Source organism: Pedobacter psychrotolerans, assembly GCF_004340665.1.
GTDB lineage: Bacteria > Bacteroidota > Bacteroidia > Sphingobacteriales > Sphingobacteriaceae > Pedobacter > Pedobacter psychrotolerans.
This window is the reverse complement of sequence record NZ_SLWO01000006.1, coordinates 107,525-121,952: the sequence shown is the minus strand read 5'-3', so window position 1 is coordinate 121,952 and position 14,428 is coordinate 107,525. Positions and strand designations below refer to the sequence as shown.

The 14,428-nt window shown below is 34.6% G+C and carries 16 protein-coding genes; 8 read left to right on the top strand and 8 right to left on the bottom strand.

Annotated elements, in window-relative coordinates:
• Positions 1 to 723, top strand: a complete 723-nt coding sequence (locus EV200_RS15830; RefSeq protein ID WP_132534359.1) for a TlpA family protein disulfide reductase — start codon at positions 1 to 3, stop codon at positions 721 to 723.
• Here the strand turns inward: EV200_RS15830 and EV200_RS15825 are convergent.
• Positions 709 to 1,728 carry a glycosyltransferase family 2 protein gene (locus EV200_RS15825; protein ID WP_132534357.1) on the bottom strand — a complete coding sequence of 340 codons (1,020 nt, stop codon included), beginning with the start codon at positions 1,726 to 1,728 and terminating at the stop codon, positions 709 to 711. The two genes, EV200_RS15830 and EV200_RS15825, sit on opposite strands and share 15 nt — an antisense overlap.
• Positions 1,729 to 1,733: 5 nt before the next feature.
• Complete coding sequence (locus EV200_RS15820; protein WP_132534355.1) at positions 1,734 to 2,606, bottom strand: lysophospholipid acyltransferase family protein; 873 nt, start codon at positions 2,604 to 2,606, stop codon at positions 1,734 to 1,736.
• A 39-nt stretch (positions 2,607 to 2,645) separates the two neighbouring features.
• Between EV200_RS15820 and EV200_RS15815 the strand changes: the two genes are divergently transcribed.
• From EV200_RS15815 to mgtE, 3 genes are all read left to right on the top strand, one after another.
• On the top strand, positions 2,646 to 3,257 hold the full coding sequence (locus EV200_RS15815; RefSeq protein ID WP_132534353.1) for a WbqC family protein: 612 nt from the start codon (positions 2,646 to 2,648) through the stop codon (positions 3,255 to 3,257).
• Positions 3,257 to 4,378, top strand: a complete 1,122-nt coding sequence (corA, locus tag EV200_RS15810; RefSeq protein WP_165877946.1) for a magnesium/cobalt transporter CorA — start codon at positions 3,257 to 3,259, stop codon at positions 4,376 to 4,378. Before EV200_RS15815 ends, corA begins: the two co-directional genes overlap by 1 nt.
• A gap of 202 nt (positions 4,379 to 4,580) precedes the next feature.
• Positions 4,581 to 5,930 (top strand): magnesium transporter, encoded by a 1,350-nt coding sequence (mgtE, locus tag EV200_RS15805; protein ID WP_132534351.1) that lies wholly within the window; start codon positions 4,581 to 4,583, stop codon positions 5,928 to 5,930.
• 266 nt (positions 5,931 to 6,196) lie between these two features.
• Here the strand turns inward: mgtE and EV200_RS15800 are convergent, their stop codons facing one another.
• Positions 6,197 to 7,393 carry a pyridoxal phosphate-dependent aminotransferase gene (locus EV200_RS15800; protein ID WP_188754124.1) on the bottom strand — a complete coding sequence of 399 codons (1,197 nt, stop codon included), beginning with the start codon at positions 7,391 to 7,393 and terminating at the stop codon, positions 6,197 to 6,199.
• A 111-nt stretch (positions 7,394 to 7,504) separates the two neighbouring features.
• On the opposite strand from EV200_RS15800, the gene EV200_RS15795 reads away from it, so the two are divergent.
• Positions 7,505 to 8,491, top strand: coding sequence for a cation diffusion facilitator family transporter (locus EV200_RS15795; protein ID WP_132534349.1), 987 nt, complete (start codon positions 7,505 to 7,507; stop codon positions 8,489 to 8,491).
• Positions 8,478 to 8,927: an NUDIX domain-containing protein gene (locus tag EV200_RS15790; RefSeq protein WP_132534347.1), complete on the top strand. Its 450-nt coding sequence runs from the start codon at positions 8,478 to 8,480 to the stop codon at positions 8,925 to 8,927. The genes EV200_RS15795 and EV200_RS15790 overlap by 14 nt, the downstream gene beginning before the upstream one ends.
• Positions 8,928 to 8,978: 51 nt before the next feature.
• On the opposite strand, the gene EV200_RS15785 is transcribed toward EV200_RS15790, so the two are convergent.
• The 5 genes from EV200_RS15785 to EV200_RS15765 form a co-directional block, all read right to left on the bottom strand.
• A complete protein-coding gene (locus EV200_RS15785; protein ID WP_132534345.1) occupies positions 8,979 to 9,395 on the bottom strand; it encodes a VOC family protein in 417 nt (138 codons plus the stop codon).
• 79 nt (positions 9,396 to 9,474) lie between these two features.
• Positions 9,475 to 9,825: an MmcQ/YjbR family DNA-binding protein gene (locus EV200_RS15780; RefSeq protein WP_051666445.1), complete on the bottom strand. Its 351-nt coding sequence runs from the start codon at positions 9,823 to 9,825 to the stop codon at positions 9,475 to 9,477.
• A gap of 178 nt (positions 9,826 to 10,003) precedes the next feature.
• Positions 10,004 to 11,377, bottom strand: a complete 1,374-nt coding sequence (locus tag EV200_RS15775; RefSeq protein ID WP_132534343.1) for an exonuclease domain-containing protein — start codon at positions 11,375 to 11,377, stop codon at positions 10,004 to 10,006.
• Positions 11,378 to 11,497: 120 nt separating this feature from the next.
• Entirely contained in the window at positions 11,498 to 12,127 is a 630-nt protein-coding gene (locus EV200_RS15770) for an autotransporter outer membrane beta-barrel domain-containing protein (protein WP_132534341.1), read from the bottom strand.
• 9 nt (positions 12,128 to 12,136) lie between these two features.
• Positions 12,137 to 12,499, bottom strand: coding sequence for a response regulator (locus tag EV200_RS15765; protein WP_165877945.1), 363 nt, complete (start codon positions 12,497 to 12,499; stop codon positions 12,137 to 12,139).
• Between the two features lie 392 nt (positions 12,500 to 12,891).
• Here EV200_RS15765 and EV200_RS15760 point away from each other — a divergent pair, with 392 nt between their 5' ends.
• Together EV200_RS15760 and EV200_RS15755 are read left to right on the top strand one after the other, a co-directional pair.
• Positions 12,892 to 13,158 carry a hypothetical protein gene (locus EV200_RS15760; protein ID WP_132534337.1) on the top strand — a complete coding sequence of 89 codons (267 nt, stop codon included), beginning with the start codon at positions 12,892 to 12,894 and terminating at the stop codon, positions 13,156 to 13,158.
• Positions 13,159 to 13,586: 428 nt separating this feature from the next.
• A complete protein-coding gene (locus EV200_RS15755) occupies positions 13,587 to 14,423 on the top strand; it encodes a phytoene/squalene synthase family protein (protein ID WP_132534334.1) in 837 nt (278 codons plus the stop codon).
• Positions 14,424 to 14,428: the final 5 nt, after the last annotated feature.

Genomic DNA, 14,428 nt, shown 5'->3' with positions numbered 1-14,428 from the left:
ATGTTAAAAAAGGCGCTTCTCTTAGTGTTAATGGTAAGTGCATTTGCTGTTAATGCTCAAACCACGAATACAACACAAAATGTACTTAATGAAACATCGGTGGTTAGGGCAGAAGATGGGAATGTTTATCCATATTTGGTTTGGCAAAAATTAATGTCGACCGGTAAATATGGTTTAAAAACCAGGGGTACAAAAACAGAAAGTGGTGAAACAGAATATTTAATCTTTGAACTTTCTGAAGCTCAAAAGTTTAGCTACTTCGAAAAAATGCCTAAGCCACGACCAAGTGTTTCTTTTAAGGAGGGTGATGACTTTAAAGGTTTCAAAGCTACAGACATTAATGGCAATAAAATTGATTTACGAGAAGCGACAGGTAAGGTGATCGTTTTGAATTTTTGGTTTATTAACTGCCCCCCGTGCAGACAGGAGATTCCACAATTAAATGAGCTGGTTGCGGAATACAAAAATAATCCTAACGTCGTATTTCTTGCAATTGCCACAGACGAAAAATATGATTTGCAAAAATTTCTAAAAACCACACCTTACGATTATAATGTGGTTCATAATGGGCGCTATCTTGCCAGTAAATATTCGGTGACGTTGTATCCAACACACGCTATTATTGATAAAAACGGCAAGGTAAAGTTTAGCACGGTTGGCCTGGCAGCAAATACGATTCACTGGATTAAAAAGTCTATTGATGAATCTTTAGCTGCTAACTAAGTCTTTAAAATATTTAATTTTTTTGATAAAAAAAGCCCAAACTACGCTGTTATTGTAAACGCCTGCATGTTGTACATAAGGTGTCTGATTGGCCATCCTTTTAAGATTTGTTTTAGCTATAGACTTTAAGAAATGCCAGTGACCTTTGCTTACTGCTAAGGTGAATTTTGGTTTTCCACTCAATAAAAAGTGCCACCAGGCGATAAAATCGATACACATTCGAATAGAAATCCTGAAAACTGCATCAGCAGCCGGCAGGTTTTTCTGCATGATAATTAAGTTATTCCTGAAATTAAGGTAAGTTTTAAAAGGATTTTCTGTTTGTAAAGTACCTCCACCAACATGGTAAACCTCCGCATCAGGACAGTACATAATTTTATAGCCCAGGTTTTTTAATCGCCAGCATAAATCTATTTCTTCCATATGTGCAAAAAGGTCAGCATCCAATCCACCAGTTTCTTTCCAGTACTTGCTTTTAATAAAAAAGGCAGCGCCGCTGGCCCAGAATACTTCAGAAAGTTGATCATACTGTCCCTGGTCGAATTCATAAATATTAAATAAACGACCACGGCAAAACGGATAGGCATAAATATCCAGGTAGCCACCTGCTGCACCCGCATACTCAAACTGTTCTTTATTCAGTTGCCATTTAATTTTAGGTTGTGCTGCCGCAATTTTTTCATCACTTTCCATCAAAGCGATTACTGGCTTAATCCAATTGGACGTAACTTCAACATCAGAATTTAAAAGAATATAATAATCGGCCGATACTCGCTCTAATATTTTGTTGTAACCGCCTGCGAAACCATAATTGATGTCATTCTTTAGAATTTGAACAGTTGGGAAATGCGCTTCTAAAAAGGAAATGGAATCGTCAGTTGAGGCATTATCACCAACAATTACCTGCAGGTTATCATATTCGGAAAGTAAAACTCCAGGCAAAAATTGTTCTAGAAAAGATTTTCCATTCCAGTTTAATATTACAACGGCTACTGAGGGATTCATTGGCATTATTCGGGTTTAAATTTCCAGCGTTTATGGCTCCAAAGCCAATATTGAGGCTGTTCTTTAATAATATCTTCTAAAAATTTAAAGTGCAAATTGGTAATTTCATATTCCTTCATTGCAGAAGGGTTTAAGCACATTGGCAGTACTTCTACATGGTAATAACCTTTTTTAACAACGGTTACTTTGAAATAATAAATAGGCCTGTTGGTAGATTTGGCAATTTTTTCTACACCCAACAAGGCAGCCGTAGGCTGATGCAAAAAATCCAGAAAATATTTGGTTTCCTCACGTGTAGGTGCCTGATCACTGGCAAAACACAATAGGGTAGGCTCGTTTTTATAGGCAGCCATCCCTCTTAAAGTTTGACGCATGGCAATAAAAATGTTGCCATACTGCGTACGGATTTTGCTAAACCATGATTCAAATATTTTATTGCTCAAAGGTTTGTAAATGACTAGCGTTTTGGCTGAAAGATTTAACCCAAGTGCGAGCGTTCCCAATTCCCAATTCCCATAATGCCCGGTACAAGCTAAAACACTTTCGCCTGCCTTAAAATGAACTTCCAGTTGTTCCAAGCCTTTAAAGGTCACTCTTTTTAGCGTCTCCTTCTTCGAAATGGTGGTCATTTTTATAATTTCAAAAATGAGATCAGATAAAAACCGAAAAAATTTCTTTTCAATTTCTATAATTTCTGAAGGTGATTTTTCAGGAAATGATTGCGTTAAATTCTCACGAACCACTTTTTTTCGATAGCCGATGAGGTAATAAAGCAGATAATATAGTAATCTTGCAAAAAAAAAGAGCAGGGGCAGAGGCAGCAGTGAAATCAGAAATAAAAAAAATACGCCTAAATGCGCAAATCCTCTTTTAATCATTATTTTTAAAACGTTTCAGCTACAAACATAAATCTTCAAATGCAGAATACAGCTATACTTCCATTATTTTATCTTCCACCAGTTGGGTATTTTAGCTTATTACAAAAGGTAGGACAAGATTTTCTGATTGAAAAAAATGAACACCTGGCGAAACAAACCTACCGCAACCGGGCAAGTATTTATTCGCCTAATGGCAAGCTAGACTTGACTGTTCCAATAGTAAAAGGAGCTAAAAACCACACCAAAATGAAGGATGTACGCATTAGCTATGATTTTAAATGGCAGCGTTTACATTGGCTTAGTTTAGAAACCTGCTACAGAAGTTCGGCATACTTTGAATTTTATGAAGATGAACTTGCCCACTTCTATCATGAAAAATTTGATTTCTTATTTGACTATAACTTTGAATTACTTGCCTGGTTAAATAAGAAACTGAAACTCCCGTTAGAACTTGAAGTAACAGCTAGTTATGAAGACAATATTCCAGCTGAATTAGATTATCGGGGAATGATGAATCCAAAGAAAGCTGAAGAGATGGCAAACAATAAGCCCTATTATCAGGTTTTTGAAGACAGGCACGAATTTTTGCCTAATTTAAGTATTGTAGACTTGCTATTTAATCAAGGTCCGCAGGCCAAATTGTATCTGTAATGGGAAAGAGTAAACCGCGTAACCGGCATAAACATTATAATGTACCTGTTCCAGGCACAAGTCCTGGCTTGTACGAAATAGATGATAATGCATTAAAACCAAAAATAACGCTTCACACCTATAACGAGAGAACCTATAAAAAGGAGGAATTATCAAACATCAATAACATCGATCAATTGGTTAAAAATAAAGATTTTAATTATTGGTTCGATATAAAAGGCCTCGCAGATCCAAATATTTTCGAGACACTTTTTAATAAGTTTGATATTAGTCGACTGGTTTTAGAAGATATTACCAATTCTTATCAGCGACCAAAGCTGGATGAGTACGACAACGATAAATATTTATTTGCGGTAAGCAGACATTTATACTTAGGTGATGACGATGTTTTATGTAATGATCAAATCTCCTTTATTTTGTCTGAACGTACCCTCATTACTTTTCAGGAAACCTATGCAGATTGTTTTGAGCCAGTAAGAAAGCGATTAGAAATTGGTAAGGGCAATATCCGGATTGGTGGCAGCAGCTACCTGATGTATGCCATTATGGATGTAATTGTAGATAATTACTTTACTTTGTTGAATTTCTGGGGAGAGGAATTAGACGCGATTGAAGACCGCCTTTATGATCATCCAGACAGAAGAATCATGTTTGATACGCAGGCCATTAAACGATCGCTGATTACCATTAGAAAAGTGGCCTGGCCAGAGCGTGATAAGTTGAACGATATTATCCGAACGGACAGTGCCTTGATTTCAGATCTCACAAAAACCTATATGAAGGATGCTTACGATCACTGCATCCAGATTATTGATTTTATAGAATCATTGAAAGAGATTGCCTCGGCAAATATTGATATGAATTTGTCCATCACCAGTAACCGGATGAATGAAATTATGAAGGTACTAACGATTATCTCGTCTATTTTTATCCCGCTGACTTTTATTGCCGGTATTTACGGAATGAATTTTAGTCGTGAAGATCCGATAACTGGCAAAATCTTACCTCATAACATGCCAGAACTTTATAGTCCGCATGGTTATTTATGGACATGGGTGGTGATGGGCGTTATTGCATTGGCACAAATCATTTATTTCTGGCGCAAAGGCTGGTTTAAATAATATTGTTATTTTTCTAATAACATTACTTATAGTCAAGGTCTTAATAGTTTACATTTTAATCTGGTTACTCATTTAAACACTACTTGTAAATGAAAATCAAAAGTTGAAAACCATTCGCATTTTATACTAAATGATGGACATCAGAATAGGTTTTAAAAACTTTTTTATTAGTAGCTTTAGAAAGTTTTAGGTTAGGTAATAAATGCAGTCATTCGAAATTGATAAAAGCGACGTACTAAAGGTTAAAAATGCAATTTTAGCTGGTGATGAAATCTTAAAAGAGGTTTTAGATGATTATCATGCTTCAGAAATTGCTATACTATTCGAGCGTTTAGATAAATCTGAACAACAGCATATTATTAATCTGCTCCCTGCAGAAATTGCTTCTGAGATTATCTCAGAGATGGATGAGGAATCTCACCCAGAGAATTTACTATTCCAGTTACATCCGGATAAGCGCACCGAAGTAATCGAAGAATTGGATTACGATGATGCAACTGATATTATCTCGCAACTGGAGGATCATGAGCAAAATGAAATTCTGGAAGATCTGCAAGATGAGCATGCTTCTGAAATAAGAAACCTCTTAACATACGATGAAAAGACGGCTGGTGGTTTAATGAACACCGAGCTGATTTGTGTTAATATTAACCTTACCAAGAAAGATGCGATTGATGAAATTATCCGTCAAAGTGAAGAGATGGAAGAGTTTTACACCATCTATGTAGTAGACGACGAAGAGATTTTCAGGGGCATTGTTTCCTTAAAAGATATTATCAAAGCTAAACATAACGCTAAAATCACTGAGTTGGTTAAAATTGACGCCGTATATGTGCATCCTGATACTGATCAGGAAGAGGTAGCCAATTTGATTTCTCAATATAACCTCACCAGTATTCCGGTAATTGATTCACATCAGAAATTATTAGGTCGCGTGACCTTCGATGATGTGATCGACGTAATGGAAGCAGAAAGTACTGAAGATATCTTAAAGATTTCAGGGGTATCAGAAGATGAGGAATTAAGTGGTAATTGGGTAGAGGCTGTTAAATCTCGCTTGCCCTGGCTAGTAATCAATTTAGGAACTGCGTTCCTCGCTTCATCAGTGGTACGTTATTTTGATCCTACTATTCAGCTTATTCCATCGCTAGCTGCTTATATGACAATTATTGCCGGAATGGGAGGGAACGCTGCAACACAAGCACTTGCTGTTACGGTAAGGCGTATTTCACTCTATGACCTTACGGATAAACAAGCCTATAGAACAGTATTAAAAGAATTTACAGTAGGCTTGATAAATGGTGCAGTAAATGGTTTAATCGTTTTCGTCTTTGCTGTTTTCTTTGATGGAAATCCAATGCTGGGCGTAGTAATCTTTCTTGCTATGACAGGTAATCTGCTGATTGCAGGCATAACCGGAGCGGGCATTCCGTTAATTTTGAAGCGTGTTGGGATAGATCCTGCAATTGCCTCTTCCATTATCATTACAACTTTTACAGATGTGTTTGGTTTTATGCTGATTTTAGGCTTGGCCAGTAAACTTTTATTATAGGTATCTAGTTTCCTTCTACAGCTTATCTGAATGGCTATAGTGTCTTTTTACTAATTAAAATCTACTTTTAAAAATTAAGTTAACGGCTATGTTTTGTAATGAGGGCTGCAGAGATTTGCTTTTTTACTGTGTTAACATACTAATTTAGTCATTTAAATAGCCCTTTCATATATCCCCTCATTAAAAACGGGTACGGTGATATAAAATAAATAAAAAACCCCTCGTTAATTTAACGAAGGGTTTTTTGTTTATTTATGAAAGATGGATTAAACCAATTTACCCAATGCTTCTTTAATTCTTTTTAAAGCTTCAACCAAGCTTTCATCAGAGGCAGCGTAAGATAAACGGATATAGTTATTGTTACCAAAAGAATCACCACCAACTGTTGCTACATGACCAACATTTAATAAGTATAGTGCAAGGTCTGATGAATCTTTAATCACATTTCCATCAGCATCTTTTTTACCAAAGAAAGAACTGATTTCAGGGAAAAAGTAAAAGGCACCATCAGGAAGATTTGTTTTAACCCCTGGGATTTCATTTAACAAGTTATAAACCAGCTCTCTTCTGCGTAAAAATGCCTCTTTCATCTTTAATACACTTTCTAATCCCTCCTCATAAGCAACAATACCAGCACGTTGAGCAATGGAACAAGTTCCTGATGTAGTTTGTCCTTGCAATTTATCATTTGCGGCAGCTATCTCTTTATTAGCGGCAATGTAGCCTAATCTCCAGCCTGTCATGGCAAAAGCCTTTGAAAATCCATTAACCACAATTACCCGATCTTTAATGCTATCAAACTGAGCAATCGACTCATGGCTATCAACAAAGTTAATGTGTTCATAGATCTCATCAGATAGGATATAGATGTTTGGATATTTCTCAAAAACCTTAACTAGCGCAGCTAATTCTTCCTTATTATAAACCGAACCTGTTGGATTACATGGCGAAGAGAACATGAAAAGTTTAGATTTTGGTGTAATGGCAGCTTCTAGTTGCTCAGGTGTAATCTTAAAATTACTTTCAAGATCAGTATCAATAAAAACTGACTTCCCTTCAGCAAGCGTTACCATTTCTGAATAAGAAACCCAGTAAGGTGTAGGAATAATCACTTCATCTTCTGGATCAATTAATGTCAGAATTACGTTTGAAAGAGATTGTTTAGCACCAGTAGAAACTACAATCTGAGAGATATCATAATCCAGATTGTTTTCAGTCTTTAGCTTTTTAACAATGGCCTGGCGTAAATCAGGATAACCTGGAACAGGGGAGTAGCGGGTGTAGTTTTCGTCTAATGCTTGTTTTGCAGCATTTTTAACATGGTCAGGCGTATTAAAATCGGGTTCACCAACGCTTAAACTAATGATGTTAATGCCCTTAGACGCTAATTCGCGACCAAGCTTAGTCATTTTAAGGGTTGCAGATTCTGATAGACTGTTGATTCTTTTAGATAAGGTGCTCATGGTTAATTACTTTGAAGGCAAATATATAAACCAAATATTATTCTGCACTAAAAAATGCATAGTTTTTATTATTTAATTTGAACGATAAGCGTATTTTTGGAAAAAAAAATCGTGACAATCAAGAAAAAAGCAATAGCCATTTCACTTTTAGTGAGCGTGGTATTGATGTTTGCTAAATTCGTAGCCTATTTTATTACAGGGTCTAATGCTATTTTAACAGATGCTGCAGAGAGCATTGTTAATGTTATAGCCGGAAGTTTTGCTTTCTACAGTATCTATTTAAGTACACAACCACGAGATGAAAATCACCCTTATGGCCATGGTAAAGTAGAATTCTTCTCCGCTTTTGTTGAAGGTATATTAATTCTTATTGCCGGTGTGATAATTATTTTTAAATCATCTTACAATCTCATTTACCCCCATGCAGTTGGTAAGCTATTAGAAGGTACTTTGATCATTGGGATAACAGGCTTAATCAATATGATTGTAGGTTTAAAGTTGATCAGTATTGGCGAAAAGGAACATTCTGTAACACTAAAGGCTGATGGAAAACATTTATTGACTGATACTTATACCAGTGCCGCAATTGTTATAGGCTTGATTTTAATACAACTGACAAATATAATTTGGCTCGATAGTTTGTTATCAGTATTGGTGGGCTTTTATATTATTTATACCGGCTATCAGCTTACTAGAGGATCTGTTGGTGGATTGATGGATGAAAGTGATTTTACTCTTGTAGAGGAGGTTGTAGATGTTTTACAAAAAAACAGGCACAATCCGTGGATTGACGTTCATAATCTTAGAACCCAGCAATATGGGCCAGAATTTCACATCGATTGCCATGTTACCCTGCCTTACTACTTTGATTTAAACCAGGTTCACCGAGAGATATCGCAAATTGATGAACTGATTAATAAAAATGGATTTCGAAAAGCTGAATTATTTATTCACGCTGATCCATGTTTACCCGAGTGTTGCCACTATTGCCATATGAGCGAGTGTAAAGTTCGTGCACAAGATTTCAAGAGCGAGATTGTCTGGACACCTGAAATCGTTATTAAAAACAAAAAACATTTCGAAAATGAGTTACTTTAATGTCAGGGTATACGGTTTAATCATTAACCAGAATAACGAAGTTTTAGTGAGTGATGAAGAGGAGTATGGTGTGCGTTTTAGTAAATTTCCTGGTGGTGGCTTGGAATTAGGAGAAGGTTTATTAGATGGCCTTAAGCGTGAATTTATGGAAGAGTGCAACGCAGAAATTGATATTATAAAGCACTTTTACACTACAGACTTTTTTGAGAAATCTTCTTTTAATGACAGTCAGCTGATTAGTATCTATTATCTCGTAAAAGAAAAAGCACCACTGCAATTGACCTTTAAAACTAAAATTTTTGATTTTGATTCAGAAGGTGAAATACTACAGGCATTTCGGTGGGTTGCTATTAACGATCTCGTAGTTGAAGATATCGCTTTTAAAACAGATCAGGTAGTGGCTCAGATGTTAAAAGATCAGTTTGCTAAAATTTAAATGCTTTTAAAAATGAATATTAAAATAGGAGAAATTTAATTCCTCCATTATTTAACCCAATGGCATTTTGCTTGTATCCATATAAAGAATATTCCAGCGTTGCCCATCCAAATCAATAAAACCGCAGCCATACATCCAACCATCTTTATAGCCAGGTTCGCCATAAAGTATTCCTCCTGCTTCGATTACTTTTTTGGAGATTTCGTCAACCTCTTCAGGACTTTCCGCATCAATTGAAAATAAAACTTCTGAGCCGGTTAATTGCTCCGGAAGATCCACACCTGCAAAACCTTCAAAAATAGATTTTTGGAAAAGCATGATCACCAATTTATCATCTCCAACAAGAAAGGATGCCGAATCATCACCAGCACCATAATTTGTATTAGGCGTAAATCCGATGTGTGTAAAAAATGCTTTTGATTTACTTACATCTTTAACAGGTAAATTAATCCAGATTGATCTTGTCATAATGTGTGGTAATTCTATTTTAAATGGTGTAAGTAAAAATGCTTGCCTGGTAACTAATCAAAGCAAGCAAGACTTACATTTATTTTTTAGTCGTTTTCTTCAGGTATTTTTTAGCCAACTCTTCTGGCGCTACCGTACAATACGATTTGGTTATCGCATCCTTTAAGGTTTCAGGTTCAATAAATTTGATCTCAAAAATAGTCCATCCTTGCTTTCCCCAACCTGCTTGTGCAGGATAAATTGCAGAAGGATCTAAATCAGAAAATTTATTTTGATCTTTAGGTGTTAATCTAAAAACGGCCTTTAAATTTAAATTATCAATAGTAATGAAAATTTTATCATCAACTTTAAAAGAGTTTTTATTTGCGTTAGGTGCTTCAGCAACATTTTCAAATGATAGGGTAAGATCTCTAAAAGAATCTGGAGTCATAATATTAGTTTTAAAATTAATCTTTTGATAGAATAATATAAGCGTTTTGAATTAACAAACTTACATCAATTTTGATGGTTTTTCGAAATATAAAATTCGGGTATAGCTGTAAAATCTTGTTTTATGTGATTTCGGTTGCACTATTACAAATGAAATCACATCATAAGGGATATATGAATTAGAGTTGAAATAACTTTTGAGGATATTGCTCGGCGTGGTTCAATATTAAATTTAGAATGTAACTGTTTGATTGATAAACAGCCAGGTCATTTTTAAGCGGAGCTATACCATCTGAAAGGAAATTCTTATTAGTAAAGTAGCCCATGCCATAGAATTTACCTTTCTCAATCAGTAGGCAACTTATTTCATCAGCCTCTCTACCTTCATCAACCAATGCAAAGCTCGGTTGAGTGTGTAGAATATCATCTATTGCGGCATTCAATTTTTTATTATAAACAGACACAGTTTCAATACTGCTGCAGGCACCAAAACATTGGCCATTTTCATGGGCTTTACAACGTGTAGCCGTTTTCTGTAAATAACAAAGTTTATTGCAAAGTTGATATTTATCTATAAGCAGATTTAAAAAATTATATCCTTCCAGCAAGCTATTAAAACTTTGAATGGCTTTGTTGTTGGTTCTATGTTTATCAATTCCAAGGCGCAGGTACCCATTTTGATCTTCGAAAATACATAAGTCATATTTATGTTCATAGCGTTTCATCGCCCTGTTATTTTCTGGCCAAAGGCGTTTAATTTCATTAGCCTCCAGTATTAAAGCCATTAACTCAGTACCGCAAAGTACATAATCAATATGATGAATATTTTTTAAGAAATCCTGACGCTGTTTATTGGCTTTGTTACCTGTGAAATGACTGGCAACCCGTTTTTTTAAATCTTTAGCCTTACCCACATAAACAATTTTTCCTTTGGCATCTTTAAAATAATAAACTCCAGGTTGGTTGGGTAATCGTAAAAAAGATTCCTTATTCAGATTTGGTGGTAAAACTTGTTCCTTAGAGGTCTTTTTAAGCATTTCTGCAATAACACCTTCCAAATCATGTTCTAAAAGCAGATTAAAAAGAATACTGGTAGCATCGGCATCGCCGGCTGCACGGTGACGATTTTGAATTGGAATATTTAAACTGCTACATAATTTACCCAAGCTATAGGATGATTTGCCTGGAATTAATTTTCGGCTTAATCTTACCGTACACAATTTTCTACATTGAAGATCAAAACCTGCCTGATCTAAATGATGTTTGAGAAATGAATAATCGAAGTTTACATTATGGGCCACAAAAACCTTATCATGCAAAAGTTGATAAATTTGCAGCGCTACATCACCAAAAGTAGGTGCATCAACCAACATACTGTCATCAATTCCAGTAAGCGCTGTAATATAGTCTGGAATAGGTATACTAGGGTTGATAAGGGTGCTAAATGACTCTACCACTTGATTACCATCATGAATATTGATGGCAACTTCAGTAATACCATTTGCTGACGCGTGGCCACCAGTGGTTTCAATATCTACAACTGCGTATAACATAGGTTTAATTGAAATACAAATTTATGCTAAAATAATTAGTATTACAACGATTTAGATATTTCTTAAACAAAAAAAGCGACTGCCTAAAAGGGTAGTCGCTTAAATACGATGTATAAACTTTTAAAGTTTCCTTAATAATTTGCTCAGGTTTGGCTTAATACCAATTGAGATTGGAACAGTGTTAAAAGTTCTATCCTGAATTTTTTTGAATCCATACATATAGCTAGCTTCAATAAATAAGTTAGCTCCTCCAATGTTATATTCAATTCCACCTCCACCTTCGGCAATCCCCAAACTATTGGATTTGTTATCCATATTTACTTGTAAGGTACTCGCATTAACACCTGCCTGAGGCGTTAAGATAAATCCACCTCCTGCACCAGCAAAGCCATAAAATGCCCATTTATTTACAATTTTACGATAACCAAGGGCTACGTTCAATAAATAAGTAGTCGATCTGCCTTTTTGTATAGTATATGCAAAACCCGGATCAGGCGTAATTTGATTAAAAGTAAATGCATGCAAACTCACTTTTGGATAGAGAAACAAGCCACTATCACCTAAACCTAAATTAATACCCAATGAGGTTGAAAATTTAGGTTTAAAGTAATCTGATGTTTGTCCCATTGGAAAAGCAAAGCCAACACCACTCATGCTGTAAAGCTTATCTGGTCGACTGGTTTGTGCACTTGCATTTATAGATAATGCGGTACATAGCAATATGATCGGAGTTAAAAATCTGATTTTCATATACGTATATTAGTTGTTAGTTAGTTTATTTACTTTTTGCAATAAATCAGTCATGTTAAATGGTTTTTCTAAGTAATCATCAGGATGAAATTGCTGCGATGCAATATAATTCTCATTATAACGGGCAGATGCCAAGATAACCGGTATGTTCTCCGTTTCACTATTTGAACGAAGCTCTTTAAAAACTGCCCGGCCATCCATTCCATTTAGCATAATATCTAAAATAATCAGATCTGGCTGATAATCTTTAATCGTCTTAAAAATAAATCTGGGTGATAACAGCGGATAAACATTATATTTTTGGGCTTCTAGCGCAAGTTGAAAGACTTCTAAGATATCAGGATCATCATCTACAACTAAAATTCTTTTCAAAATAGATATTCAATTAATAATTTAGTGGACTATCCTAATACAAATTTACTACAGGAAAGTTTTAACCAGAAGGCAAAAATAATAAGTGCTATAGTTTAATTTTTTTAAAGATCTTATTTCATAAAAGAAATACAAGCTCTTTATTTACGCCATTCCACATGAAATGGGATTTTTCCTATCATCAAAATAAGATCATCTAGATTGCAGTATATTCAGATTTTATCAATAAAGAAATGAATGAATTTAATATTAAATATGATTAGTAAAATAAATAACAAATGAATAAAATGATTATATTTAAAATATTGTATTTCAATATTTTATCCTTAAAATAGTATTTATCAAAGTATGAATTGTTATCGTCTACGACTATAAAATCTAAACATCATCCCATGAAAAATAAAATTGATCGTTTAAGTGTTTCCATCACCAATAAGGTGATCGAACTTCAGGAACACGGGTATGACTTCGATTTCCTTCTGCTGGCCAATGGAAGCTTACTTTGTATGCAAACCAATATGAATTATCCCATCAATAGTGTGTCAATCAATATGATAGAGCATGGTTATGATTTTTTTGGAAAGTGTTACAAAAACATTCATGCCGTAGAAACAGGAAATGGCGAACGTGGCGTATTACTCACTGAATCCATCTTATAATTAATCATTCTGCATATTTCACTGTTTTTATTTTAAATCGTAAATCATGTTTTGGCATTCCTATAAGTTTTAAATGAAAATATTTAGTTTTGCAATTCAATTTTGATTGAATTTATTTTTTTTCATTAACATTTTCCTTTCTTATTGATAAAGAGCAACTTTATCTGCAAATCTTTCTTTATACAGTGCTTAAAACATTTTCAAAGCTTCATTTTCTTTTCAGTTTTAATTTTATTGAATATATTTAAACAAAAATGAGTCATGTCACTATATCATATATAATCAATTTGCTAAAAGTCTGCTCATCTATAAAATTTATCTAATCAAGTATAATTACGTTATCTCAAAATTTAAAAACATCGCCCACATCAATTGTGTTAAATTATTTGGTGGGTTTAAAATATCATCCAAAATCCCAACGCTACCACATGAAACAAATATTTGATCAGCTATCTGCAGACTTTAGTAAGCTCACTACTCAACGTTACAGTACGAGCTTTTCTTTAGGTATTTATTTCTTAGGGAAAGAATTGCGTCAGCCTATTTATTCGATTTATGGTTTTGTGCGTTTGGCTGATGAAATTGTTGATAGTTTTCATGAATACGATAAGAAATATCTGTTGGATAAATTTAAACAGGATACTTTTGAAGCCATTGATTTAGGAATTAGTTTAAATCCCATTTTAAATTCCTTTCAGAAAGTTGTTAATCAATATCAAATTGATCATGAGCTGATTTCTCTTTTCTTAAATAGCATGGAAATGGATCTCCTGGAAAAGACATATACGCCCGAATTATATGGAGAATATATTTTGGGTTCTGCAGAAGTTGTCGGATTAATGTGCCTAAAGGTTTTTACCAGTGGTGATGAATCAGAATATCAGCGTTTAAAACCATACGCGATGAAATTAGGCTCTGCCTTTCAAAAGATAAACTTCTTACGGGATATCAAAGCAGATTACCAAAGCCTTAACCGATGTTATTTTCCAAATGTAAATCTGAAAGTATTCTGTGATGTAGATAAGAAAGCCATTGAGAATGAAATTGAGGATGAATTTGCTGAAGCACTTATCGGCATTAAGATGCTACCGATGAGTTCTAGAAATGGTGTCTATTTGTCTTACATCTATTATAAAAAGTTATTTTCTAAAATTAAGGGTTTAAGTGCGGAAAGAATAATGATGGAAAGAATCAGAATTTCAAATCACCTGAAAATTGGTTTAATGTTCGATTCCATTATCAGACACAAATTAAATGTGATTTAAGGCTG

What these genes read in the sequence shown, in the direction of transcription:
- EV200_RS15830 (WP_132534359.1), top strand. Translation starts at nt 1, where the DNA reads ATGTTAAAAAAGGCGCTTCTCTTAGTGTTAATGGTAAGTGCATTTGCT.
- EV200_RS15825 (WP_132534357.1), bottom strand. Translation starts at nt 1,728, where the DNA reads ATGAATCCCTCAGTAGCCGTTGTAATATTAAACTGGAATGGAAAATCT.
- EV200_RS15820 (WP_132534355.1), bottom strand. Translation starts at nt 2,606, where the DNA reads ATGATTAAAAGAGGATTTGCGCATTTAGGCGTATTTTTTTTATTTCTG.
- EV200_RS15815 (WP_132534353.1), top strand. Translation starts at nt 2,646, where the DNA reads ATGCAGAATACAGCTATACTTCCATTATTTTATCTTCCACCAGTTGGG.
- corA (WP_165877946.1), top strand. Translation starts at nt 3,257, where the DNA reads ATGGGAAAGAGTAAACCGCGTAACCGGCATAAACATTATAATGTACCT.
- mgtE (WP_132534351.1), top strand. Translation starts at nt 4,581, where the DNA reads ATGCAGTCATTCGAAATTGATAAAAGCGACGTACTAAAGGTTAAAAAT.
- EV200_RS15800 (WP_188754124.1), bottom strand. Translation starts at nt 7,393, where the DNA reads ATGAGCACCTTATCTAAAAGAATCAACAGTCTATCAGAATCTGCAACC.
- EV200_RS15790 (WP_132534347.1), top strand. Translation starts at nt 8,478, where the DNA reads ATGAGTTACTTTAATGTCAGGGTATACGGTTTAATCATTAACCAGAAT.
- EV200_RS15785 (WP_132534345.1), bottom strand. Translation starts at nt 9,395, where the DNA reads ATGACAAGATCAATCTGGATTAATTTACCTGTTAAAGATGTAAGTAAA.
- EV200_RS15780 (WP_051666445.1), bottom strand. Translation starts at nt 9,825, where the DNA reads ATGACTCCAGATTCTTTTAGAGATCTTACCCTATCATTTGAAAATGTT.
- EV200_RS15775 (WP_132534343.1), bottom strand. Translation starts at nt 11,377, where the DNA reads ATGTTATACGCAGTTGTAGATATTGAAACCACTGGTGGCCACGCGTCA.
- EV200_RS15770 (WP_132534341.1), bottom strand. Translation starts at nt 12,127, where the DNA reads ATGAAAATCAGATTTTTAACTCCGATCATATTGCTATGTACCGCATTA.
- EV200_RS15760 (WP_132534337.1), top strand. Translation starts at nt 12,892, where the DNA reads ATGAAAAATAAAATTGATCGTTTAAGTGTTTCCATCACCAATAAGGTG.
- EV200_RS15755 (WP_132534334.1), top strand. Translation starts at nt 13,587, where the DNA reads ATGAAACAAATATTTGATCAGCTATCTGCAGACTTTAGTAAGCTCACT.